Genomic DNA, 22494 nt, shown 5'->3' with positions numbered 1-22494 from the left:
GGTGATTCTGGCTCGCAAGCTCGCCCGCGTCGCATTTTCCCTGATGCAGAACGAAGACGAATATGACGCAGGAAAGAGGGCTAAAAAGCATTGCCTTCAACCATAGAATCTCCCACGCCTTCGGCAGAAGCAGGTACACGGTGCGGTTGAAGCTTTTTCATTCCTGCCATAAACGGCGTAATGAGCTGCTTACAACTCCGCCGCCAACCGCGAGCCCTGGTTGATCGCGCGCTTGGCGTCCAGTTCTGCCGCAACGTCCGCGCCGCCGATCAAATGCACGTTCTGCCCCGCCGCTTGCAAGCCGTCATAGAGTTCACGCAGTGGGTCTTGCCCCGCGCAGATCACCACGTTGTCCACCGGCAGCACCTTTTCTTCACCCTCGGCGCCGATGCGGATGTGCAGTCCCGCGTCGTCGATCTTCAGGTATTCGACGCTGTTGAGCATCTGGACGTGCTTGTTCTTCAACCCAGCGCGATGAATCCAGCCGGTGGTTTTGCCGAGGCCGTCGCCGACCTTGGACGCCTTGCGCTGCAACAGGTACACCTGACGTGCGGGGGCGTGGGCGTGTGGCTTGATCCCGGCGATGCCGCCCCGCGCTTCCAGCGCGCCATCGATGCCCCACTCTTCCCAGAACGCATCGCGGTCCAGGCTGGTGGCGACACCCTGGTGCACCAGAAACTCCGACACGTCAAAACCGATCCCGCCCGCGCCGATCACCGCCACGGACTGGCCCACGGGTTTGCGTTCCAGAATCACATCGAGGTAGTTCAGCACCTTGGGGTTATCGACGCCGGGGATTGCCGGAATGCGTGGCGCGATGCCGGTGGCCAGAATCACTTCGTCGTATCCCTTGCCCACCAGATCGTCGACCGCGACGCGGGTGTTCAGACGCACATCAACGCCTGTGGTCTGCAATTTGCGGCCGAAATAGCGCAGCGTTTCAAAGAACTCTTCTTTGCCCGGAACGCGCTTGGCGATGTTGAACTGGCCGCCGATTTCACTGGCGGAATCAAACAGCGTTACCTCATGCCCGCGCTCGGCGGCAACGGTCGCAGCCGCCAGCCCGGCAGGTCCGGCACCGATCACGGCGATTTTCTTGATCTGTTTGACCGGCAAATAATTCAGTTCGGTTTCGTGACAGGCGCGAGGGTTGACCAGACAGCTGGTGAGCTTGCCGTCGAAGATGTGGTCGAGGCAGGCCTGGTTGCAACCGATGCAGGTGTTGATCTCGTCGCTACGACCAGCAGCTGCCTTGTTGACGAACTCCGGGTCTGCGAGGAACGGACGGGCCATGGACACCATGTCGGCATCGCCTTCGGCCAACACCGCTTCGGCGACTTCCGGGGTGTTGATGCGGTTGGTGGTGATCAGCGGGATCGACACCTCACCGCGCATTTTCGCCGTGACCTTGGCGAACGCGGCACGGGGCACCTTGGTGGCGATGGTTGGAATCCGCGCTTCGTGCCAGCCGATGCCGGTGTTGATGATCGTCGCACCCGCCTGCTCGATGGCCTTCGCCAGTTGCACCACTTCTTCCCAGGTGCTGCCGCCTTCGACCAGATCGAGCATCGACAGGCGATAAATGATGATGAAGTTGCGGCCCACGGCCTCACGCACCCGGCGCACGATCTCCACGGCCAGACGCATGCGGTTTTCGTAGCTGCCGCCCCAACGGTCGGTGCGGTGGTTGGTGTGCGCCGCGAGGAATTGGTTAATCAGGTAGCCTTCCGACCCCATGATTTCCACGCCGTCGTATTCGGCGATCTGTGCCAGCGTTGCGCAGGTCACGAAATCCTGAATCTGCTTCTCGATGCCTTCCTCGTCCAGCTCCTTGGGCTTGAACGGGTTGATCGGCGCCTGAATGGCGCTCGGAGCCACTTGCTTCGGGCTGTAGGCATAACGGCCGGTGTGCAGTATCTGCATGCAAATCTTGCCGCCCGCCTCATGGACGGCGCGGGTGACGATGCGGTGGTGCTCTGCCTCTTCCGGCGTGGTCAGCTTGGCCGACCCGGCATAAACGCCGCCTTCAACGTTCGGCGCAACACCGCCGGTGACCATCAGGCCTACGCCACCCCGGGCACGCTCGGCGAAATAAGCCGCCATGCGTTCGAAGCCACCGGGCTTTTCTTCCAGCCCCGTGTGCATCGAACCCATGAGCGTGCGGTTGCGCAGCGTGGTGAATCCCAAGTCCAGGGGAGCCAGCAAATGCGGGTAGTGGGCGGCGGCCATATGAAACTCCATCAAGCATCATCACGTAGACGCGAGCGCTCTGAAGGCGCTCGTCGTGTATTCAGGGACTACAGCGTAGTTCCCGTTCATGACGCCGACAGTAAACAGCATCGCGGCCGTGCTCAATGACCGAATATGACAATTTATTGATCGAAATGTGCAGGGAGGCCTTCCATGGAGTGCACCGCGCCGCCCTGCACCGCGTTCAGGCCTGAGCGCTGTGGGACGCCTGCTGTTTCGAAACATCGTCGATATTTGCGACTGGCCGGGAGCCACGAATCAGCGCCATGGCACACCATGCGACGATATACGCCGCGCCGCACATCACGAACAGGATGTTGTAACCCGCATTGATATTCCCGAGCAGTTTGAAGTGATCGAGAATCACGCCCACCAGCAGCGGAAACAGCGTCGCCCCCAGTGCCCCGGCAAGACCGCCGATGCCCACCACCGACCCGACCAATTGCTTGGGGAACATGTCGGAAGGCGTGGTGAACAGGTTCGCTGACCACCCCTGGTGCGCAGCCGCCGCCAGGCTCAGCAAGCCCACCATGATCCACATGTCATCGATCCACGGCGCGAACGCGATGGGCACGACCAGAAACGCCAGGCCGAGCATCGTCGTCTGACGCGCCTTGGACACCGCCCAGCCACGGGCAATCAACTTCGACGAAACCCAGCCGCCGCCGATGCTGCCAATCGAGGTCGAGGTGTAGACGATCACCAGCGGCAGGCCGAGGCTTTTCAGGTCCAGCCCGAAACGCGAGTTGAAATAGGACGGCAGCCAAAACAGCATGAACCACCAGATGGGGTCGGTCAGCAGCTTGCCGGTGAAGAACGTCCAGGTCGCGCGCAGTTTGAGCAGCGAGAGCCAACTCACCGACACCTTGTCAGAGGCCCCGTCGGCTTGTCCTTCGTTGATGTAATTGCGCTCCTCCTGAGACAGCTTCGCGTGTTTGGCTGGCACCTGGTACATCAGATACCAGAAGATCAGCCACACGAAGCCGGTCAGGCCCGTGACGAAAAAGGCGGACTTCCAGCCATAGGTTGCGGCAAGCCAGGGCACCACGGCGGGCGCCGCCACGGCACCGATGCTGGTGCCTGCCGTCAGGATGCCCACCGCCAGCGCCTGCTCTTTGCGCGGGAACCACTCCGAAACGCTTTTGACCGCGCAGGGAAAACTGCCGGATTCCGAGATGCCCAGCAGCGCCCGCATCAACGCGAATCCCATGGCGCCCTTGACCAACGCGTGCCCGCAAGCGGCGATGCTCCAGACCAGGACGCACAAGCCGTAGCCGATTTTCACCCCCACTTTGTCGACCAGACGGCCAGACAGCAGCATGCCGATGGCATAGCACGAAGTGAACACCACCACGATGTAGCTGTAGTCGGTTTCGGACCAGCCAAACTCGGTACTGAGCAACGGCTTGAGGATGCCCAACACTTGGCGGTCGAGGTAGTTGATGGTGGTTGCGAAGAACAGAAGCGCACAGATACGCCACCGATAGTGGGTGCGAATGCTATTCATGACTTGACCCTCTTTTATTATTTTTAACGGTATTTAAAAGTCATTCACCGATCAGTGAACACTGATCAGCGCCGATCATTGAACTGGGCGGGCCGCTTCTCGCGAAAGGCGCGCACACCTTCAACCGCGTCGGCGGTGGCCTTGCACACAGACGCCGCAAACTCATGGCTGAGCGACGTGTCGTCCCCCTCGGCGATGCGCAGCAGTCGCTTGCCGATGGAGTGGGACATGGGAGAACGGGTTTTCAGGGTGTCGCAGACCTGGCGAACGAGGTCATCGAGCGCCTCGGGTGTCGCAGCGGCGTTCACCAGTCCCCACTGCTCAGCGCGCTCGGCATCGATCGCTTGGCCCAACAGCACCAGCTCGCGCGAACGAGTCGGCCCGATCAGATCATTCAGGCGTTTGCAGCCCATCCAGCCGGGAATCGCCCCCACGGCGGCCTCGGGAAACCCCAGCGTGGCAGTCGTTGCGGCATAGCGAAGATCGCACGCCAGCGCCAGCTCCAGGCCGCCGCCCAGGGCCGATGCGGACAAGACCGCCACGGTCGGAATATCCAGCTCGGCCAGCCGTCTGAACACACGGTTGCCGGTGCGAATCCAGCGGCTGCCCATGTGCTCGGGATCGAGTTCACCCCACTCGTTGATGTCCGCCCCGCTGCAGAAAAAACGGGGGCTGGTCGAACGCACGAGCAACACCCTGACGGATGGACTGTGTTCAATTTCTTCGAGCGCCCGATCAATCGTCCGCAGCATGTCTGTGGTGAGCGCGTTGTGGCGTGAGACACGGTTTAAAGACAAGGTGGCGACCCCGTCTTCGACGCGCAAGGTAACGTCATCGCGATACATGATGCGATCCTTATTGTTGTTAGTGAAACAGCGTATGGGGGGTTGATTCAGGAGGCGACCCGCGCCGGTTTATGGGTAACAGGCAACTCGGAAAGGACGGGAGCGAATCCCATCCGCGACAAAACATCCCGTTGAAGATCGACGCCCTGGCTCACTTCAATCAAGGCGACGCCTTGGGGTGTGAGTTTGAAAACCGCCCGCTCGGTGACGTAGAAGACTTCCTTTCCATCCGCCAGCGCCTGTTGACCGCTGAAGGTGATGTGGCGGACTTTTTCCACCAGCTTCGGAATCGAGCCGGGCGACACAATGTCAATGCCCTCGCCTTTTTGCGCCACCTGCAAACCCTTTGCCTCGAACGCCCCGCAGAACACGATCTTCTTCGCCCCTTGAGTGATGTCCATGAAACCGCCGGGGCCGACCACACGGCTGCCGAGTTGGGAGACGTTGACGTTGCCGTCTTGATCGAGCTCACCCATGCCCAGAAAGGTCACGTCGATCCCGCCGCCGCTGTAGAAATCGAACTGGTCGACGCTGGAGAGAATCGCGCTGGCATTGCGCGCGGTGCCAAACATCGCGCCGTCCAGCATGTCGCCGTTGTGGATACCTTGCTCGACAGAGCCCCAATATTCGTGGCCCCGCCCTTGAGCCGCCAACAGCGCCGGGATCGCACCGGGAAAGCCGAAACCGAAGTTCACCGATTGATGCAGGCCCAGCTCTTTAGCCGCGCGTTTTGCGACGATCAACCGCATCGGGTCGATGGGCGTGTCTTCCGGTTTGACGTCGGTGCGCGCCTCACCACTGAGGGTCGGGTCGTAGGCACTGATCGCGCATTGGCGTTGCTGAGGCACCTCCACGGTCGCATTGACCATGACGCCCGGCACGCGGACCTGACGGGGAGGAAACGGCTCGCTCGCCTTGCGCTTCACCTGCGCAATGACACGACCGCCGCTGTTGTGGGCGGCCAGGCAGACGGCATAGAGATCAAGATCGGCGGGCTCGTGCCGAACCGTCAGGTTTCCCTGCGCGTCCGCCTCTGACGCCAGTACGAAGGCGTAGTCGATCTTGATCGGTTTGAAGCGCAGATACTCCTGCCCATCGATGACCATGACTTCCACCAGCTCCTCGGTGGACACGCTGTTCAGCTTGCCCCCGCTGATACGCGGATCGACGAAGGTGCCCAGCCCGACCCGCGTGATGACGCCCGGACGGCCTGCGCCAATCTCACGCAACAGCGTGGCGATCACACCACCGGGGAAGCTGTACGCCTCGATTTCTCCGGTTTCCGCCAGCCGCTGCATCGCCGACGACCAGACCCAGTGGCCGCCGATGACACGTTTGACCAGGCCCGCATGCGCCAGTCGGCCCAAGCCACTGCCGTTGCCATCGCCAATGCCCAGTGCGTGGACGACGGTGAGATTGCGGGGGTGGCCGGTTTTGAGAAACCGCCGTTCGAGGGCTTGCAACAGCTCATCCGGCTCCAGCAACCCACCGCCCGAGCCTGTCAGGGTGAGGGTTGAGCCGTCTTCAATGGCAGCGACCGCCAGGTCGACATTGATCCACTTGTTCACAGGACCTCCGATTACACTCATTATTTTTGTAAAACCGAACCGGTTCGTTACTTAGCAGCGATGCTTTCACATGTCGTGGCCCTTTGCAAGAGGGCGCAACTGGCGATGACAGGCGGCCCAATCAGGGACCAGTGGTGTAGAGTGGGCGCTCGAACGAGATGAAAGATCGCTGAGGACCGTGCGATGTCTGATGTTGCAACACCCAAGAATTCCCTCCCCGTAGATGGACTGATCCCCGCGCAGAAACGTCAGCGCAATCCCGAGAAAACCCAGGCGACGATTCTGGCGGCCGCGAAACAAGTGTTCGCCCGCCTGGGGCTGGGCGGCTCGCGAATCGAGACGATTGCTGAAGAAGCGGGCGTCAACAAACGCATGATCTATCAGTATTTCGAGAGCAAGGATCAGCTGTTTCTCCGGGTGCTCGAAGGCGCGTGGACGGACATTCGCACCGCTGAATCCAAACTCAATCTCGATGCGTTGCCACCGGTTGAAGCGATCCGGACACTGCTGACGTTTACGTGGGATTACTACCTGAAGAACCCTGAGTTCATTGCCCTGGTGAACAGCGAAAACCTGCACCAGGCGCGCCACATCAAAGAGTCCGATCTGTTCAAGGAACTGCACGTCGGCTTCATCGACATGCTGCAAAAAATCCTCGACCGAGGTGTGGCGTCCGGTGACTTCCGCCCCGGCGTCGACCCTCGTCAACTGCACCTGACGCTTGCGGCCATCGGGTTTTATTACCTCAACAACCGATACACCGGCGAAGTGATTTTTGGCTTCGATTTCACCAGCAAAAAAGCGCTGAAAGCCCGTCTCGAATTCAATATCGAGACCATCATGGGCATCCTCCGCCCGGTCTGACCCCTCTCCCCTTTCTCTCTCACGCGCAACCGTTCGGGTTGCGCGTCGCATGCTGCCGTCCAGCTTTTGGCCATTGACAACACTCGAATCGTCTCTTTAAATACCGAACCATATCGTTACTTAACAACAATAATCGGCACTGCCTTGTCCTTCAAAGGCCAACCGCGCAGCGCCAAAGGAGGATCAGATGGCCCGTCCCGTAGCACTCGTGACCGGCGCTCGAAGGGGCATTGGCAAAGCCATCGCGCTGGCATTGGCCGAAGCTGGATTTGACGTCGCGGTGAATGATGTCCAGGCCTCTCCGGAGCTCGACGGTGTGGTGGCGATGCTGCAAGACCTCGGGGCACAGGCGATGTCTTCGATCGCCGACCTGAGCGACATCACCCGCCATGAACAGTGGCTCGCGGCGGTCGAAGAGACCTTGGGTCCGGTGGATTGCCTCGTCAACAATGCCGGGGTCTCGGTCATGTCACGGGGCGACCTGCTAGACGTCACCCCGGAAAGCTACGACCGCTGCCTGCAGGTCAACACCCGTGGCACGTTCTTTCTCATGCAGGCCTTCGCGAAATCCGCGTTGAAGCGCGGGGCCTCAGCCAGTCCTCACCCGCGTTCGATCATCACCATCACCTCGTCGAACGCGGTGGCGGCCTCCCCCCAACGCAGCGAGTACTGCGTGTCCAAAGCCGGTCTGTCGATGGCCACCACGTTGTTCTCGCTGCGTTTGGCCGAGGAAGGCGTCAGCGTGTATGAGGTTCAACCCGGCCTCATCGAGACCGAGATGACGGCGCCTTCAAAAGCTCGCTACGACGCCTTGATGGCGGGTGGTCTCACGGCGATGCAGCGCTGGGGCCGCCCCGAGGATGTGGCGATTGCCGTCCGCAGCCTCGCCATCGGTTCCTTTCCCTACAGCGTGGGCCAGGCCATCCGGGTGGATGGCGGCCTGCTCGTCAACAAATACTGAGAACGATCATGCCCGCTATCTTGCTTCCGACACCCAATGGCGCCCTTGAACAGTACACGCTGCGAGGCACGCCGCTCGCGTTGGTCAAACCCACCCGGCCGTTCTCGCGCATCGTCTATTCGGCGGCTCACGTGGTCACCAATCCTCTCAGGGCAGGCGAGTTGAACCAGCCCGCTGCCATCGACTGGCAGCGCACCCTGGACTATCGCCGGTATCTGCTGGAACAAGGATTGGGCATCGCCGAGGCCATGGACACTGCCCAGCGCGGCATGGGGTTGTCCTGGCCGAACGCGCTGGAATTGGTCTCTCGCACAATGACGGAGACCTCCGATATTCCCGGCGCATTGATCGCTTCCGGCTGCGGCACCGACCACTTGGCGCCGAATGAGGCCCGAACCTGCGACGATGTGATTCGGGCTTACGCTCTGCAGATCGAAGCGATCCAGAAAACCGGCAGCCGCATCATCCTCATGGCCAGCCGTGCGCTGGTCAACGTCGCCACCTCCTCAAGCGACTATGAGCGTGTCTACCGCGAAGTGCTTTCGTTGTGCGATCAACCGGTGATCCTGCACTGGCTGGGCGAGGCCTTCGACCCGGAACTCGCCGGGTACTGGGGCGCTTCGGACTATCCTGCGGCGTCAGCGGTCTGTCTGGACATCATTGGCGCCAACGCCGCCAAAGTGGACGGGATCAAGATCTCGCTGCTGGACGCACAGAAGGAAATCGAGTTCCGCCGCAGGCTTCCGGCGTCGGTGAAGATGTACACCGGTGACGACTTCAACTACCCCGCGCTTATCGAAGGTGACGAAGCGGGTTTCTCTCACGCGCTGCTGGGTATTTTCGACGCCATCGCCCCTGCCGCCTCCCAAGCGTTGGCGGCGCTGACCCAAGGCGATACCGAGCGCTATCACGCACTGCTCGACCCGACCGTCGCGCTGTCCCGACACATTTTCAGGACGCCGACCCAGTACTACAAAACCGGGGTCGTATTTCTGGCCTACCTCAACGGCTTTCAGGATCACTTCTTCATGCTCGGCGGCCATCATGGCCTGCGCCCACCCGCCTACCTCGCGGACGTCTTGCGGCTCGCTGATCAGAGCGGGCTCCTGCGAGACCCGGATGACGCCGTCCGCCGCGCCCAGCGCGTGATGGCCGGGTACGGCATCGGCGAGTCACGGCCATGAGCATCGCAAGCGTGAGAAATCTGGATGGGCAGCTGAAACGCTGCTCCATCAACACCGCGACCCTCGGTCACCGCGAACCGCTGCGCATCACGGTGGATCGGATCGCGCGAGCCGGGTTCGGCGCCATCGCGCCGTGGCGAAGCGAAGTTGAAGCCGGTGACGTACACGCGCTCAGCCGCCAGATCAGGGACGCAGGCCTCAGTGTGAGCGGGTATTGCCGGTCCACGTACCTGCCGGCGCTGGACCCGGAAGAGCGCCGGGCGAACATCGAGGCGAACAAACGGGCGTTGCAGGACGCGGCCGTACTGGGTGCACGTTGCTTCGTCATGGTGGTCGGCGGGATTCCCGTCGGCAGCCGCGACCTCGAAGGCGCCCGGGCACAGGTGCGTGACGGGGTCGCCGAATTGCTCGCTGTCGCTCAGGACGTCGGTGTGCCCCTCGCGCTGGAACCGCTGCATCCGGTGTATGCCGCCAACCGTTCGGTGTTGAACAGCCTGGGGCAAGCGCTGCAATGGTGTGAAGCACTCGATCCCCATGGAACGGGCTTTCTGGGCGTGGCCATCGACGCCTATCACTGCTGGTGGGACCCGGACCTCGGGCCGCAGATTGCAGCGGCGGGCCAGGCCCGACGCATCCTGGCGTACCACGTCTGCGACTGGCTTCACGACACCCGGGACGTGCTGCTTGATCGCGGCATGATGGGCGATGGGGTGATCGACCTTCCGGGCCTGCGCGGGCAGGTCGAAGCCGCGGGCTATGTCGGCCCGGTGGAAGTGGAAATTTTTTCGAAGGACAACTGGTGGAAAAAAGACGTCGATGACGTGCTGTCGGTGTGTGCGCACCGACTTCAAACCGTTTGCTGAACCTCAGTCATTAACCACTCGACAAGGAGCCGATCCGCCCTTCATCGGAGCACCTATCTGCGCCCGCTAAAACAATAAACAACACCCCGCGACTGCGGCAAACGCTGATCGCTTACCTCACCTTGGGAACAATAAAAATGAAACTCAAGTCGTCTCGTTACACCCTCCGGCTATTAACCCTCACGATCAGCGCAACAGCGTCCAGCGGCCCGGTGCTCGCCGAAGGCTTTTTTGACGACACGCAGGCCAACCTGAAACTGCGCAACTTCTACATGAACCGCAACTTCGTCGATAACGGTCCCGCCAAGGCGGTGCCCGGTCCGACCAAACACGGCGAAGCGGACGAATGGACACAAAGCTTCATCCTCGATGTGCGGTCGGGCTTTACACCCGGACCGATCGGTTTCGGCGTGGACGCACTCGGCCTCTATTCGATCAAGCTGGATGGCGGACGCGGCACCTACGGCACCCAGCTGCTGCCGACCCACGACGGCAACAAACCCGCAGACGACTTCGGAAGACTGGCGGTCGCCGGCAAGCTGAAAATCTCCCAGACCGAATTGAAGGTCGGCGAATGGATGCCCGTCCTGCCCATTGTTCGTGCCGACGATGGACGCTCTTTGCCGCAAACGTTAGAGGGCGCGCAAATCACCTCCAAAGACATTACGGATGTCACGTTGTATGCCGGGCAGTTCACCGGGAACAGTCAGCGCAACGACGCCAGCATGGAAAGGCTCTCGCTGAATACCGCAGGCACGGTCGTGCATGGGAAAAACACCATTACTGCCGATCACTTCAACTTTGCCGGGGCGGAATACACGTTCAATGACAAACGCACGATGGTCGGTGCCTGGTATGGCCAACTGGAAGATATCTATCAGCAGCGTTACGTCCAGCTCGTTCATTCCCAGCCAATCGGGAATGTGACAGTGGGGGCCAACCTCGGGTATTTCATCGGCGATGAAGACGGAGCGGCACTCGCAGGCGGGCAAAACAACAGGACCTTTTCGGGTCTGTTCTCCGTCAAGACCGGCGCGAGCGTTTTCTACTTGGGTCTGCAGCGCGTTTCAGGCGAAGCGGCATGGCAGCGCATCGCCGGAACCAGCGGCGCCACCCTCGCTAACGACAGCTACAACTGGAGCTACGAAGGTGAAAAGGAACGCTCCTGGCAGCTCCGCCACGATTACGACTTCGCAGGCTGGGGCGTGCCGGGGCTGACGATGATGAACCGCTTCATAAAAGGCACCAACGTTCATACCGCAACCGTCGACGATGGCGAAGACCGGGGCCGCGAGTCGGAACTGGCGTACGTGATTCAAAGCGGGACGTTCAAATCCCTCGCCGTCCGCTGGCGCAACTCCACGCTGCGCAGAAATTACGGGACGAACAGCAGCTTCGACGAGAACCGCTTGATCATTCAGTACCCGCTCTCGATTCTCTGACCCGAGCGCAGGTCGAAACACCCACAGGCAACGGCCCCATGACCGTCCCGTTATCGGCGACCGCTGTACAGCCGGTTACACGCGAGGCGGTCGCTTTTCCAGGTGTTGAAATCGGTCACGATGTTCTGATTGTTGAACGTCAGTTCAAGGATGCATTCGTGATTGGACGTCGAGGTCGAAGTGGTCGGCGTCACCATGGTACTGCCGCCCGGCCCGGCGCTGAGTTCGTTGACGCCGGTCGTCGTGGTGTTCGAATAGGCATCGTCCCATTTGGCCAGCGACAATCCGCTGGGCAGCTTCGACACGGAGGTTGGCCTGCCGAGCTTGGTGTAGGCCTCGTTGATGTTCGCGCCGACCAGTTGGTTCTTGGCGATCAGGTCAGGCCCGGTAGGAATGCCGTTGGCCATGAGCTCACAGCCAGACAGCATCAGCACCGCGCCCCACACCACACAATTCCCTACCACCTTCCCGATACGCGGCATCTTGTCGTCCCTTTTCCGGTAAAGGCCGTATTTTTTACACTTCATCCTGAAAGCGCAATCCATCGCGGGAACGACGGGATGAATTCAGACAAACGACAGGCTAGCCGATCCAGGTCGTCTGCTGATCCGCGTGATACGAAGACCGCACCAGCGGCCCGGACGCGACATTCTTGAAGCCCAAACGCAGCCCTTCTTCAGCGAACCACGCAAAGGTGTCAGGGTGCACGAACCGTTGAACCGGCAAGTGGCTGCGCGACGGTTGCAGGTATTGCCCCAGGGTCAGCATGTCGGTGCCGTGCTCGCGCAGGCGCTGCATGACCTCGATGACTTCGTCGTCCGTTTCCCCCAACCCGAGCATCAGCCCGGATTTGGTAGGCACATGAGGCACACGCTTTTTGAAGTTTTCCAGCAGGTCCAGCGACCACTCGAAATCCGAACCGGGTCGGGCGGCGCGATAGAGACGCGGCACGGTTTCCAGGTTGTGGTTGAAGACATCGGGCGGTTCCTGCTCGGTGATCGCCAATGCGACGTCCATACGTCCGCGGTAATCCGGGACCAGGGTTTCGAGTTGAACACCGGGCGACAGCTTTCGAATCGCGCGCAGGCAGTCGACGAAATGCCCCGCCCCGCCGTCCCGCAGGTCGTCACGGTCCACCGAGGTGATCACCACGTATTTGAGGCGCAAGTCGGCGATAGCCGTCGCCAGGTTGAGGGGTTCGTCGGCGTCCAGCGGTTTCGGACGTCCGTGCCCGACGTCGCAGAACGGGCAGCGTCGGGTGCAGATGTCACCCATGATCATGAACGTCGCCGTGCCGCCGCTGAAGCATTCGCCCAGGTTCGGGCACGAGGCTTCTTCGCAGACGCTGTGCAGTTTGTGTTTGCGCAGCAGGGCCTTGATTCGGCCGACTTCCGGCGAGGTCGAGATGGGCACGCGAATCCAGTCCGGCTTGCGCGGAATGTCTTCGGTGGGAAGAATTTTCACCGGGATGCGCGCCACCTTCTCCGCGCCCCGTAATTTGACTCCGGCTTTCAACGGCTCCGGCAGCATGAATGACTCCTTGAATGAATGAGGCGGCTGTCGGGATTCGACGCGCGCAACGGCCGGCCGCAATGGCCAGCCGTTGACCCGACGTTGCGTCAGGCCGAGTACACCGGAAACAACGCGCACAGGCCTTTGACCTGACGGGCGACGTGGGCCTCCATGTCGGCATCGCCCAGGTTGTTGAGGATGTCGCAGATCCAGTTGGCCAATGCCGTGCACTGCGTGACCTCAAAACCTCGCGTCGTGACCGCTGGCGTGCCGATGCGCAAACCGGAGGTCACGAACGGCGACTGAGGATCGTTGGGCACAGCGTTTTTGTTGACCGTAATGTGAGCGCGGCCCAGTGCAGCGTCGGCGTCTTTGCCGGTGATGCCCTGACGAATCAGGCTGACGAGGAACAGGTGGTTGTCGGTGCCGTCCGACACAACGTCGTAACCCCGCTGTTTGAACACCTCAGCCATGGCCTGGGCGTTCTTGATGACTTGCACCTGATAGTCGCGGAAGGCGGGCTCCAGCGCTTCCTTGAAGCACACGGCCTTGGCCGCGATCACGTGCATCAACGGCCCGCCCTGCCCGCCCGGAAACACCGCCGAGTTGAGTTTTTTCTCCAGTTCCGGGTTGGACTTGGCCAGGATCAGCCCGCCACGGGGACCGCGCAGGGTCTTGTGGGTGGTGGTGGTCACAACGTCCGCATAAGGCAGCGGGTTGGGATAAAGGCCTGCGGCGACCAGACCGGCCACGTGCGCCATGTCGACGAACAGGTACGCGCCGACCTTGTCGGCAATGGCGCGGAAACGCGGGAAGTCGAGGGTTTTCGAATACGCGGAAAACCCGGCAACGATCATTTTCGGTTTGTGCTCAACCGCCAGACGCTCGACTTCGTCGTAATCGATCAAGCCAGTGCGGGTGTCGATGCCGTACTGAACCGCGTTGTAAAGCTTGCCGGAGGACGACACTTTTGCGCCGTGGGTCAGGTGACCGCCGTGGGCCAGGCTCATGCCCAGAAGGGTGTCGCCGGCTTGCAACAGGGCCAGGTAAACGGCGCTGTTGGCGGACGAACCGGAGTGCGGCTGAACGTTGGCATAACCGGCGCCGAACAGTTGCTTGGCACGGTCAATCGCCAGTTGCTCCACCACATCGACGTGCTCACAGCCACCGTAGTAGCGCTTGCCGGGGTAACCCTCGGCGTACTTGTTGGTCAGCTCGGTGCCTTGGGCCTGCATCACTTGCGGGCTGGTGTAGTTCTCCGAGGCGATCAGTTCGATGTGGTCTTCCTGGCGCTTGATTTCGCGATCAATGGCATCGCTGAGCGCGGGGTCGAAATCGGACAGGGTCAGGCTTCTGTGGAACATGGTGCGTTTCCTTTTTTGTTTGAGTGGACTCAGCGCAATTCATGGGTGCCCGGAGCGGGTCCGGGCACCGTTTTCAAGCATCCTGGTAGGAAGACAGCGGCGGACAGGCGCAGGCCAGGTTGCGGTCGCCGTACACGTTGTCGACCCGACCCACCGGCGGCCAGTACTTGCTGTCACGCAGGGATTGGAGCGGGTACACCGCCAATTCCCGGCTGTAGCAATGGGGCCATTCGCGGATCAGTTCAGCGGCGGTGTGCGGCGCGTTTCTCAGCGGGTTGTCGTGTGGATCGAGCCCGCCGTTTTCCACGGCGCGGATTTCTTCACGAATGCAGATCATGGCTTCGCAGAACCGGTCCAGCTCTTCCAGCGATTCGCTTTCGGTGGGCTCGACCATCAAGGTCCCTGCCACCGGAAACGACATGGTCGGCGCGTGGAAACCGAAGTCGATCAGGCGCTTGGCAACGTCCTCGACCGTGATGCCGCTGGACTCCTTGAGCGGACGCAGGTCGAGGATGCATTCGTGGGCGACCAACCCGTTTTCGCCGCTGTACACCACCGGGTAGTGCGCCTCCAATCGCCGGGCGATGTAGTTGGCGCTGAGAATGGCCAGTTGCGACGCCCGCTTGAGCCCTTCGCCCCCCATCATGCGCAGGTACATCCAGGTGATCGGCAGGATGCTCGCGCTGCCGAACGGGGCCGCGCTGACGGCGCCCTGTTTGCGCCCGAGGGTTTCGTGCCCTGGCAGGAACGGCGCCAAGTGCGACTTCACCCCAATCGGACCAACGCCCGGCCCGCCACCGCCGTGGGGGATGCAGAAGGTTTTGTGCAGGTTCAGGTGAGAGACGTCGCCGCCAAATTTGCCCGGTGCGCAGAGGCCGACCATCGCGTTCATGTTGGCGCCGTCGATGTACACCTGGCCGCCGTTGTCATGAATGATGCCGCAGATCTCGCGGATGCCTTCCTCGAACACACCGTGGGTCGAGGGATACGTCACCATCAGCGCGGCGAGGCGCTCGCGGTGCTCGATGGCCTTGGCGCGCAGGTCTTCGATGTCGACGTTGCCCCGTGCGTCGCAGGCCGTGACGATCACGCGCATGCCGACCATGTTGGCGGTCGCCGGATTGGTGCCGTGGGCCGATGACGGGATCAGGCAGATGTCGCGGTTCGACTCACCACGGCTGGCGTGATAAGCACGAATCGCGAGCAGCCCGGCATATTCACCCTGTGAACCGGCGTTGGGCTGCAACGACATGGCGTCGTACCCCGTGGCGGCGCACAGCAGGGCCTCCAGCTCCTCGATCAGCTGTTGATAACCCTGCGTCTGGTCAGCGGGCGCAAACGGGTGCACGGCACCGAATTCCGGCCAGGTGATCGGGATCATCTCGCTGGCGGCGTTGAGCTTCATGGTGCACGACCCCAGCGGGATCATCGTGCGGTCGAGCGCCAGGTCTTTGTCGGCCAGGCGTCGCAGGTAGCGCATCAGCTCGGTTTCGGAGTGATAGCGGTTGAACACCTCGTGCTTGAGGATCGGCGACTCCCGCAGCAACGGCAGTGGCAGGCAATCCCCGGTGGTCGTTGCCAGGGCGGCGAAATCCGGCAGCGATTGGCCTTGAGTCGCGAACACGGCCCACAGCGCTTCCACACTGGACTGCTCACAGGTTTCGTCCAGCGAAATGCCGACCCGAATGGCGTCGACTATTCGGAGGTTGATCCCGGCGGCTGTCGCCGTTTTGTGCACCGTGTCCACCGGCAGGGTCGGCACCACGCTGAGGGTGTCGAAGAAGTGCACCTGCTCGACCCGATGCCCCAACCGCGTCAGGCCCTGGGCCAGAATCGACGTCAGACGATGAACCCGTCGGGCAATGGCGGTCAGGCCTTTCGGGCCGTGGTATACGGCGTACATGCTCGCGATATTGGCCAGCAGCACTTGGGCGGTGCAGATGTTGCTCGTGGCTTTCTCGCGACGAATGTGTTGCTCGCGGGTTTGCATCGCCAGACGCAGCGCCGGTTTGCCGTGCCGGTCGACGGAGATGCCCACCAGCCGCCCCGGCATATCGCGCTTGAAGGCATCCCGGGTGGCGAAGTACGCCGCATGGGGCCCACCGAACCCCAACGGCACGCCAAACCGTTGGGCGCTGCCCAGCGCCACGTCGGCATCGAATTCGCCGGGCGGGGTCAGTAAAGTCAGCGCCAGCAGGTCGGCGGCGACGGCCACCAATGCCCCGGCCTGATGGGCGCGTTGCACCAATGAGCGATGATCGACGATGGCGCCGGTGCTGGCCGGGTATTGCAGCAGCAGGCCGAAATAGCCGTCGAGCCCCTGCTGCTCCAGCTCGGTCTCATCACCGATGACCACTTCGATGTTCAACGGCTCGGCACGGGTGCGCAGCACGTCGAGGGTCTGTGGGTGGCAGTGGTGCGACACGAAAAACGCCGGGGCTTTGTTTTTGGCGAGGCGCTTGCAAAACGTCATGGCTTCGGCGGCAGCGGTCGCCTCATCGAGCAGCGACGCGTTGGCGATGTCCATGCCGGTCAGGTCACTGATCAGGGTTTGAAAATTCAGCAGCGCTTCCAGCCGACCCTGAGAAATCTCTGGCTGATACGGGGTGTACGCGGTGTACCAGGCCGGGTTTTCCAGCAGGTTGCGCAAGATGGGTGCCGGGGTCAGGCACGGGTAGTAGCCTTGGCCGATGTGGTTGCGCAGCAGCCTGTTTTTGCCCGCGATGGCTTTGATCGCCGCCAACGCTTCGGCTTCGCCCTGCCCCGTTGACAACTCAAGCACGCTGGTGCCCTTGATGCTCGGCGGGATGACGCTGTCGATCAGTGCGTCGAGGGCGTCATGACCGGTCAGCGCCAGCATCGTCGCAACGTCCTGATCGCGAGGACCGATGTGGCGGGCAATGAATTCGTTGTCGGTATTCAGCGGTGTCTTTGGCGTGCTCATGTCGATCCCCGCTTCAGGCGTTTTCGGCCAGGAAACGCGCGTAGGCGTCCTGGTCCATCAAGTCCTCGAAGGCGCCAAGGTTGTCGATGCGAATGCGGAAGAACCAGCCCTCGTCCATTGGCGATGCGTTGACGATCTCCGGTTCGTCGGAGAGCGCCTCGTTGACCGCCACCACCTCGCCGGTCAGCGGCATGCTGATGTTGCTCGCGGCTTTTACCGACTCCAGCACGGCGACCTCATCCCCTTCCGAGAATCTACCCAGCTCCGGCAATTGCACGAACACCACATCGCCCAACGCCTCTTGGGCAAAGGCGGTGATACCCACCGTGAGCTCGCCGGAAGTTCCCAGGCGCAGCCATTCATGCTCGGCAGTAAAACGCAGCGTGCTCATCGGTATTCCTCTTGTTATGGAGTGCCCCGGTGGTGGGGCTGGCACAGAGGACTAGAGCAAGGGCAATGCCAATCGACTATTTCCCATTAGTTTCAATGAGTTGCGAGATTTAGCGAAGGTTCTTTTCGACGCCCTGGATCGATACCGTTCCAGCCCGGTGAGCAAACGTGCGCGCTGACACGCCAGCACCACGGCACACGCGACGAGCAGGCGCGTGGAGCGAAATCGGTCCAGTGGAACGCTATCGAACCGCCACGCTGAAAGGCGTAAAAACTAGCGACCGCCGATCCCGTATTTGCGCAGCCGTTGGCCAATCGCGGTGTGGGACGTTTGCAGCCGCACGGCCAGTTGGCGAGTCGACGGGTAGGCGAGGTAGAGGGTTTCCAGCAGCGACTTTTCGAAATCCTGGACGGCGGTTTCCAGGCTGACCACGCCGCCCGCATCGGCTTTTTGGCTGACGAGTTCGGTGCCCGCCAGTTCGAGCCCGTCGCAGTCGATCACGTCGTCTTCACAGATCGCCGCCGCGCGAAAGATGACGTTCTGCAACTGCCGCACGTTGCCGGCCCACCGATTGCCCATCAGCACCGAATGGGTCGAGGACGCCAGTCGGCAAGGTGAACGCTGAATCTGCTCGCAAGCCTGACGCAGGAAATGCTCGGCCAGCAGCAGGATGTCCAGGCCGCGTTCGCGCAGCGCCGGAACGAGGAGGTTGAGCACATTGAGTCGGTAATAAAGGTCCTCGCGAAAGGTACCCTCGGCCACCATCCGCTCCAGATTGCGGTGAGTGGCGCACACCACACGCACGCTGACGTGTACTTCACGGTCGCCCCCCACTCGCCGAAAGCAGCCGTCGTTGAGAAAGCGCAACAGCTTGGCCTGCAAATAAGGCGACATTTCCCCCACCTCATCGAGGAACACCGTGCCGCGATCCGACAGCTCCAGCAGCCCCGGCTTGCCGCCCCGCTGCGCGCCGGTGAAGGCCCCGGCGGCGTAACCGAACAATTCGCTCTCGGCAAGGCTCTCTGGCAGCGCGGCGCAGTTCAGCGCCAGAAACGGCGCGTCCCGACGCGTGCTCAAAGCATGACACGCACGCGCGACCAGCTCTTTACCGGTGCCGGTTTCGCCTTGAATCAGCAACGCGGCATCGAGGCCCGCGACTTTCTGCAAGCGGGTCTTGAGCTGCCCGAGCGCCGGAGAATTCCCCAGCAGCGCGTCGAGCCCTTCTGCGTGATCATGATGCAAGGAGGCCAGGCGTTCGCCGATGCGACTGGGGGGATAGAGGGTCAACAGGCCGCCCGCGAGAAAGCGCGCGCGTTGCGCAGCGCCGGTGATGGGCGTGGCATCGAACAGCAAATCCTGCCCGTTGAAACTGACCTCGCACATGGGCAGGCGAAAGCCCTTGTCGACCAGCGACTTCGCCAGGTCCGGCGCGGGAAACAGGTTCGACAGCGGTTCCCCCGTCGGGTCCCGGCCATACAAACTGACCAGCTTGGGGTTGGCCAGCAGCACATAGCCGCCGGGATCGACCGCCAGCACCGGATCACTCATCGCCGCCAGCAACGCGTCGAGCTGCAAACGCCGACGCTGCCCCGGCAGCAGGTCCACCAATTCCACGGCCTTGACGCCCTCGATGCGCAACAGCGCGTAGTTGAGTTCGTCGAGCACGGTCTGGCACAGGTCGGGGGCATCGATATAAACGTTGGGTGGAATCATCTCCACCGCGTCCAGATTGAGGTGACGCGCGCCGAGCAAGGCCAGGACTTCCTGGGTGATGCCGACGCGGTCGTTGAACGTGACGTGGATTCGCATGCTGCGCCTCGCTCAAAGGGTCACTACCGCTCAAGACCGAGGAAGGTAGCCCAACAACTCGTCGGTGTTCATCACGTTGCAGTAGATCATGTTCATGATCGCCAGCTCCTGGTTGTGCAACTCAAGGCTGCCTGCCGCACTGGCGTCGTCGATCACGATCACGTCGAAGCTTTCGTCGGCGAGACTGCGCACGGTGGACGCCACGCACTGGTCGGTGAACAGGCCCGCGCACACGACGTGGGTGATGCCGAGATTGTTCAGAATCAGCCGCAAGTTGGTGCCGGTCAGGGCGCTGTCGGTGGTCTTCAGCACCACGATTTCGTCCGGGGCCGGTGCAAGGCGGTCGATGACTTGGGAAGCGTGCTCGTTCGCGGGCAGCAGCAGGTTGTTCCAGCCCGGTTTCTTCTGGCTTAGCGAGCGGTCGCGGCCCTCGGGAGTCAGGCAGGCAATGCGGGCGAACAGGACATCGAGGTCTGCGCCGCGAAACGCGCCGATCAGTTTTTCCAGATTCGGAATGACGGTTGCATGCATCCGCTCATGAAACGGCGTCCAGGCATCGAACCGGGCACGTTCCCCGTCGTCGAGGGTGGCAGGATCGGGACGCTCCAGATAGGTGTTCTGCACATCGATGACCAGCAGCGCGACTTTGCCTTTTTCGAGCACGGGATCTTCCGGCTCAGGGGCGCCTGCGTAATACAGGGAACGGCGTGCGGTTTTCCAGGTGTTCGTCATGACGGTCTCCAGCAGGTGAAGAGGTTTTTTATGAGGTGCCGTGGCGCGTCCGGGAACCCGCCAGGGCGTTTTCCTGCGGTTATGCCGAACGGGTCAAAGCGGCCGACAGCCTGGCAGACCCAAACGCGAACGCGGTGCCGATGGACATCGAGACGATGACCAGCAACAGCACGTTCTGAAAGCCAGCCGACAACAATGCCGGGTACGCGAACGCACCGGGCGTCTGGCTGATATAGGCGAAGGTGGTGGCGTAACCGAGCGTGGCCGCCGGGACCGACGAGAATGCCGAAAAACGCGACGCCATGATGTAGAGGAAGACGCTGCCGGCGACGAGCAACCCGACCCACAGGGGTGCGCCGAGCGTGGCGGCAGGACTGGTCAATGCCAGCAGCGCAACGATCCACGCGACCAGCACGCCAAATGCGTTCGACGTCAGGTTGAGCCAGATGGCGCGAGTGTCACCGCCAACGGCGAAGTACGACGCCCATGCGACAAAAGCAGCCCATAAGAGAATCGTGCCGACACTGAGAAAAAACCAGGACGCCACCCCTCCCAGGATGCCCACGCCAATTGCGGTTGCGAGTATTGGAGACATACGTTTTACCCTCTTTTCTTTTTTTCGTTTAGGAGAAAAACAGACGCTAAAGAAACATAACAGCAATAAATTTCTCGCGCAAAAGAAAAAACAGGTGTACTTTGAAATTGCCCCCTGCGATTCAGGGGACAGCTACCGTTACAAGCGCATATGTCCTAGCCAGCAAAATCATCAGAAAAAGAATGAGGCCAGATATGTCTACTGAAAGAGCTCACTTCATCAAACGTCACAACCTTTGGACCGAAGAGATGACCCGCGCTGCGGACGACGTCATCCAACGTATCGATAAGGAAGGACTCCGTTTTATTCGGCTGGGATGGGGTGATCAGCACGGTATCGTTCGCGGGAAAACGATCACCGTAGAAGAATTCAAAACCGCTCTGCACAGCGGCAAGGATTTCCAGCTGGTAACGACGATTTTCGACCCGACCAACCACCCGATCGTCCCGCCATTTGGCGCCGAGAACGCTCTGGGTGTGCCGGAAATGATCGGCTTGCCGGACGGCATCCTGGTCCCGGACCCGACCACGTTCCGCGTGCTGCCATGGGTCAAGGACACCGGTTGGTGCCTGAGCGACGCGTACCTCTCCAATGGCAAGCCTTGCCCGTTCTCGACGCGCCAGATCCTTCGTGACCAAATCGCCAAACTGAAAGGCGACGGCCTGAACATGGTCGTGGGCCTGGAGTTCGAGTTCTACGTTTTCAAGCTGCTGGACCCGAAACTGGCCCCGGAAAACTGCGGCAACCCGGCCACGCCGCCTGAAGTCTCGATGATTCAGCACGGCTACCAGTACCTCACCGAAACCCGTGGCGACGAAGTCGAAGGCCTGCTCTCGTTCATTCACGAGAACGTGCAGAAGCTCGGCCTGCCACTGGCGACCCTCGAAGACGAATGGGGCCCTGGCCAGTGCGAAGTGACCTTCAACCCGCTGCCTGCAATGGAAGCAGCCGATGCGGCGCTGCTGTTCCGTTCGGCGGTCAAGCAGCTGTGCCGTCGCAACGGTCTGCACGCCAGCTTCATGGCCATCCCGAAAGTGGCCAACGTGTTCCCGAGCGGCTGGCACATGCACCAGTCTGTCGTGGACAACAACGGTCGCAACGTCTTCATGGCTGAGGAAGGCGAAGCGGGTCCCTTGTCGCCACTGGGCATGAACTACATGGGCGGTCTGCTGGCCAACGCGGCAGGCACTGCCCTGCTGACCACGCCAACCGTCAACGGCTACAAGCGTCACCGGCCGGATGGCTTCGCGCCGAACAAAGCCTCCTGGGCACACGAAAACCGTGGCTCCATGCTGCGCTCGATCGGCGGCCATCACGACAAGGCATCCCGTATCGAAAACCGTGTGGGTGAGCCGACCGCCAACCCGTACCTGTACATCGCGTCGCAGATTATCGCAGGCCGCAACGGCATCGCCAACAAGATCAATCCGGGTGAAGCGGTAAAAGCAGCCTACCTGGCCGACCGTCCGCAACTGCCGATGAGCCTGATGGAAGCCATCGTTTCGTTCAAACAGAGCGACGTGCTCAAGCAGGAACTGGGCCCGGTGTTCCACAACTACCTGACGCTGCTCAAGGAATTCGAAGCCAACCGCTTCCTGTCCGCCGTCACCGATTGGGAACAGAACGAATACTTCGAAATGTATTGATTGAGCGATAGCCGCTC

18 protein-coding genes are annotated in these 22494 nt (G+C 61.4%); 6 read left to right on the top strand and 12 right to left on the bottom strand.

What is annotated here, in order from left to right:
- Positions 1–189 precede the first annotated feature (189 nt).
- From ACIQAL_RS11505 to ACIQAL_RS11490, 4 genes are all read right to left on the bottom strand, one after another.
- Positions 190–2229: an FAD-dependent oxidoreductase gene (locus ACIQAL_RS11505; RefSeq protein ID WP_401145289.1), complete on the bottom strand. Its 2040-nt coding sequence runs from the start codon at positions 2227–2229 to the stop codon at positions 190–192.
- Positions 2230–2434: 205 nt separating this feature from the next.
- Positions 2435–3757, bottom strand: a complete 1323-nt coding sequence (locus ACIQAL_RS11500) for an MFS transporter (protein WP_401145287.1) — start codon at positions 3755–3757, stop codon at positions 2435–2437.
- Between the two features lie 65 nt (positions 3758–3822).
- A complete protein-coding gene (locus ACIQAL_RS11495; protein ID WP_401145286.1) occupies positions 3823–4602 on the bottom strand; it encodes an enoyl-CoA hydratase/isomerase family protein in 780 nt (259 codons plus the stop codon).
- A 47-nt stretch (positions 4603–4649) separates the two neighbouring features.
- Entirely contained in the window at positions 4650–6170 is a 1521-nt protein-coding gene (locus ACIQAL_RS11490) for an acyl CoA:acetate/3-ketoacid CoA transferase (RefSeq protein WP_401145284.1), read from the bottom strand.
- Positions 6171–6353: 183 nt separating this feature from the next.
- On the opposite strand from ACIQAL_RS11490, the gene ACIQAL_RS11485 reads away from it, so the two are divergent.
- The 5 genes from ACIQAL_RS11485 to ACIQAL_RS11465 all read left to right on the top strand — a co-directional run bounded on the left by ACIQAL_RS11485 (position 6354) and on the right by ACIQAL_RS11465 (position 11484).
- Entirely contained in the window at positions 6354–7034 is a 681-nt protein-coding gene (locus ACIQAL_RS11485; RefSeq protein WP_401145282.1) for a TetR/AcrR family transcriptional regulator, read from the top strand.
- A 187-nt stretch (positions 7035–7221) separates the two neighbouring features.
- Positions 7222–7995, top strand: coding sequence for a 3-ketoacyl-ACP reductase (locus ACIQAL_RS11480; RefSeq protein WP_401145280.1), 774 nt, complete (start codon positions 7222–7224; stop codon positions 7993–7995).
- An 8-nt stretch (positions 7996–8003) separates the two neighbouring features.
- The gene (locus tag ACIQAL_RS11475; RefSeq protein ID WP_401145278.1) at positions 8004–9179 is read left to right on the top strand and encodes a dihydrodipicolinate synthase family protein; all 1176 of its coding nucleotides are present in this window, start codon (positions 8004–8006) and stop codon (positions 9177–9179) included.
- Positions 9176–10042: a sugar phosphate isomerase/epimerase family protein gene (locus tag ACIQAL_RS11470; RefSeq protein WP_401145276.1), complete on the top strand. Its 867-nt coding sequence runs from the start codon at positions 9176–9178 to the stop codon at positions 10040–10042. The genes ACIQAL_RS11475 and ACIQAL_RS11470 overlap by 4 nt, the downstream gene beginning before the upstream one ends.
- 137 nt (positions 10043–10179) lie before the next feature.
- Positions 10180–11484, top strand: a complete 1305-nt coding sequence (locus ACIQAL_RS11465; protein ID WP_401145274.1) for an OprD family porin — start codon at positions 10180–10182, stop codon at positions 11482–11484.
- 50 nt (positions 11485–11534) lie between these two features.
- On the opposite strand, the gene ACIQAL_RS11460 is transcribed toward ACIQAL_RS11465, so the two are convergent.
- The 8 genes from ACIQAL_RS11460 to ACIQAL_RS11425 all read right to left on the bottom strand — a co-directional run bounded on the left by ACIQAL_RS11460 (position 11535) and on the right by ACIQAL_RS11425 (position 20831).
- Positions 11535–11966 (bottom strand): hypothetical protein, encoded by a 432-nt coding sequence (locus tag ACIQAL_RS11460; RefSeq protein WP_401145272.1) that lies wholly within the window; start codon positions 11964–11966, stop codon positions 11535–11537.
- A 100-nt stretch (positions 11967–12066) separates the two neighbouring features.
- Positions 12067–13014, bottom strand: a complete 948-nt coding sequence (gene lipA, locus ACIQAL_RS11455) for a lipoyl synthase (RefSeq protein WP_341963412.1) — start codon at positions 13012–13014, stop codon at positions 12067–12069.
- An 89-nt stretch (positions 13015–13103) separates the two neighbouring features.
- Positions 13104–14360 carry a serine hydroxymethyltransferase gene (gene glyA, locus ACIQAL_RS11450; protein WP_401145270.1) on the bottom strand — a complete coding sequence of 419 codons (1257 nt, stop codon included), beginning with the start codon at positions 14358–14360 and terminating at the stop codon, positions 13104–13106.
- Positions 14361–14433: 73 nt separating this feature from the next.
- Entirely contained in the window at positions 14434–17304 is a 2871-nt protein-coding gene (gene gcvP / locus ACIQAL_RS11445; RefSeq protein ID WP_401145268.1) for an aminomethyl-transferring glycine dehydrogenase, read from the bottom strand.
- 13 nt (positions 17305–17317) lie between these two features.
- Positions 17318–17695, bottom strand: a complete 378-nt coding sequence (gcvH, locus tag ACIQAL_RS11440; RefSeq protein WP_401145266.1) for a glycine cleavage system protein GcvH — start codon at positions 17693–17695, stop codon at positions 17318–17320.
- A 273-nt stretch (positions 17696–17968) separates the two neighbouring features.
- A complete protein-coding gene (locus ACIQAL_RS11435) occupies positions 17969–19504 on the bottom strand; it encodes a sigma 54-interacting transcriptional regulator (protein WP_401145264.1) in 1536 nt (511 codons plus the stop codon).
- A 30-nt stretch (positions 19505–19534) separates the two neighbouring features.
- The gene (locus tag ACIQAL_RS11430; RefSeq protein ID WP_401145262.1) at positions 19535–20236 is read right to left on the bottom strand and encodes a cysteine hydrolase family protein; all 702 of its coding nucleotides are present in this window, start codon (positions 20234–20236) and stop codon (positions 19535–19537) included.
- Positions 20237–20315: 79 nt separating this feature from the next.
- On the bottom strand, positions 20316–20831 hold the full coding sequence (locus ACIQAL_RS11425; protein WP_166598206.1) for a DUF1097 domain-containing protein: 516 nt from the start codon (positions 20829–20831) through the stop codon (positions 20316–20318).
- A 194-nt stretch (positions 20832–21025) separates the two neighbouring features.
- On the opposite strand from ACIQAL_RS11425, the gene ACIQAL_RS11420 reads away from it, so the two are divergent.
- Positions 21026–22477 (top strand): glutamine synthetase family protein, encoded by a 1452-nt coding sequence (locus ACIQAL_RS11420; protein ID WP_166598205.1) that lies wholly within the window; start codon positions 21026–21028, stop codon positions 22475–22477.
- Positions 22478–22494: the final 17 nt, after the last annotated feature.

The organism is Pseudomonas sp. NPDC088368 (genome assembly GCF_044753445.1).
GTDB lineage: Bacteria > Pseudomonadota > Gammaproteobacteria > Pseudomonadales > Pseudomonadaceae > Aquipseudomonas > Aquipseudomonas bambusae.
This window is presented reverse-complemented; position numbering and strand designations above follow the sequence as displayed.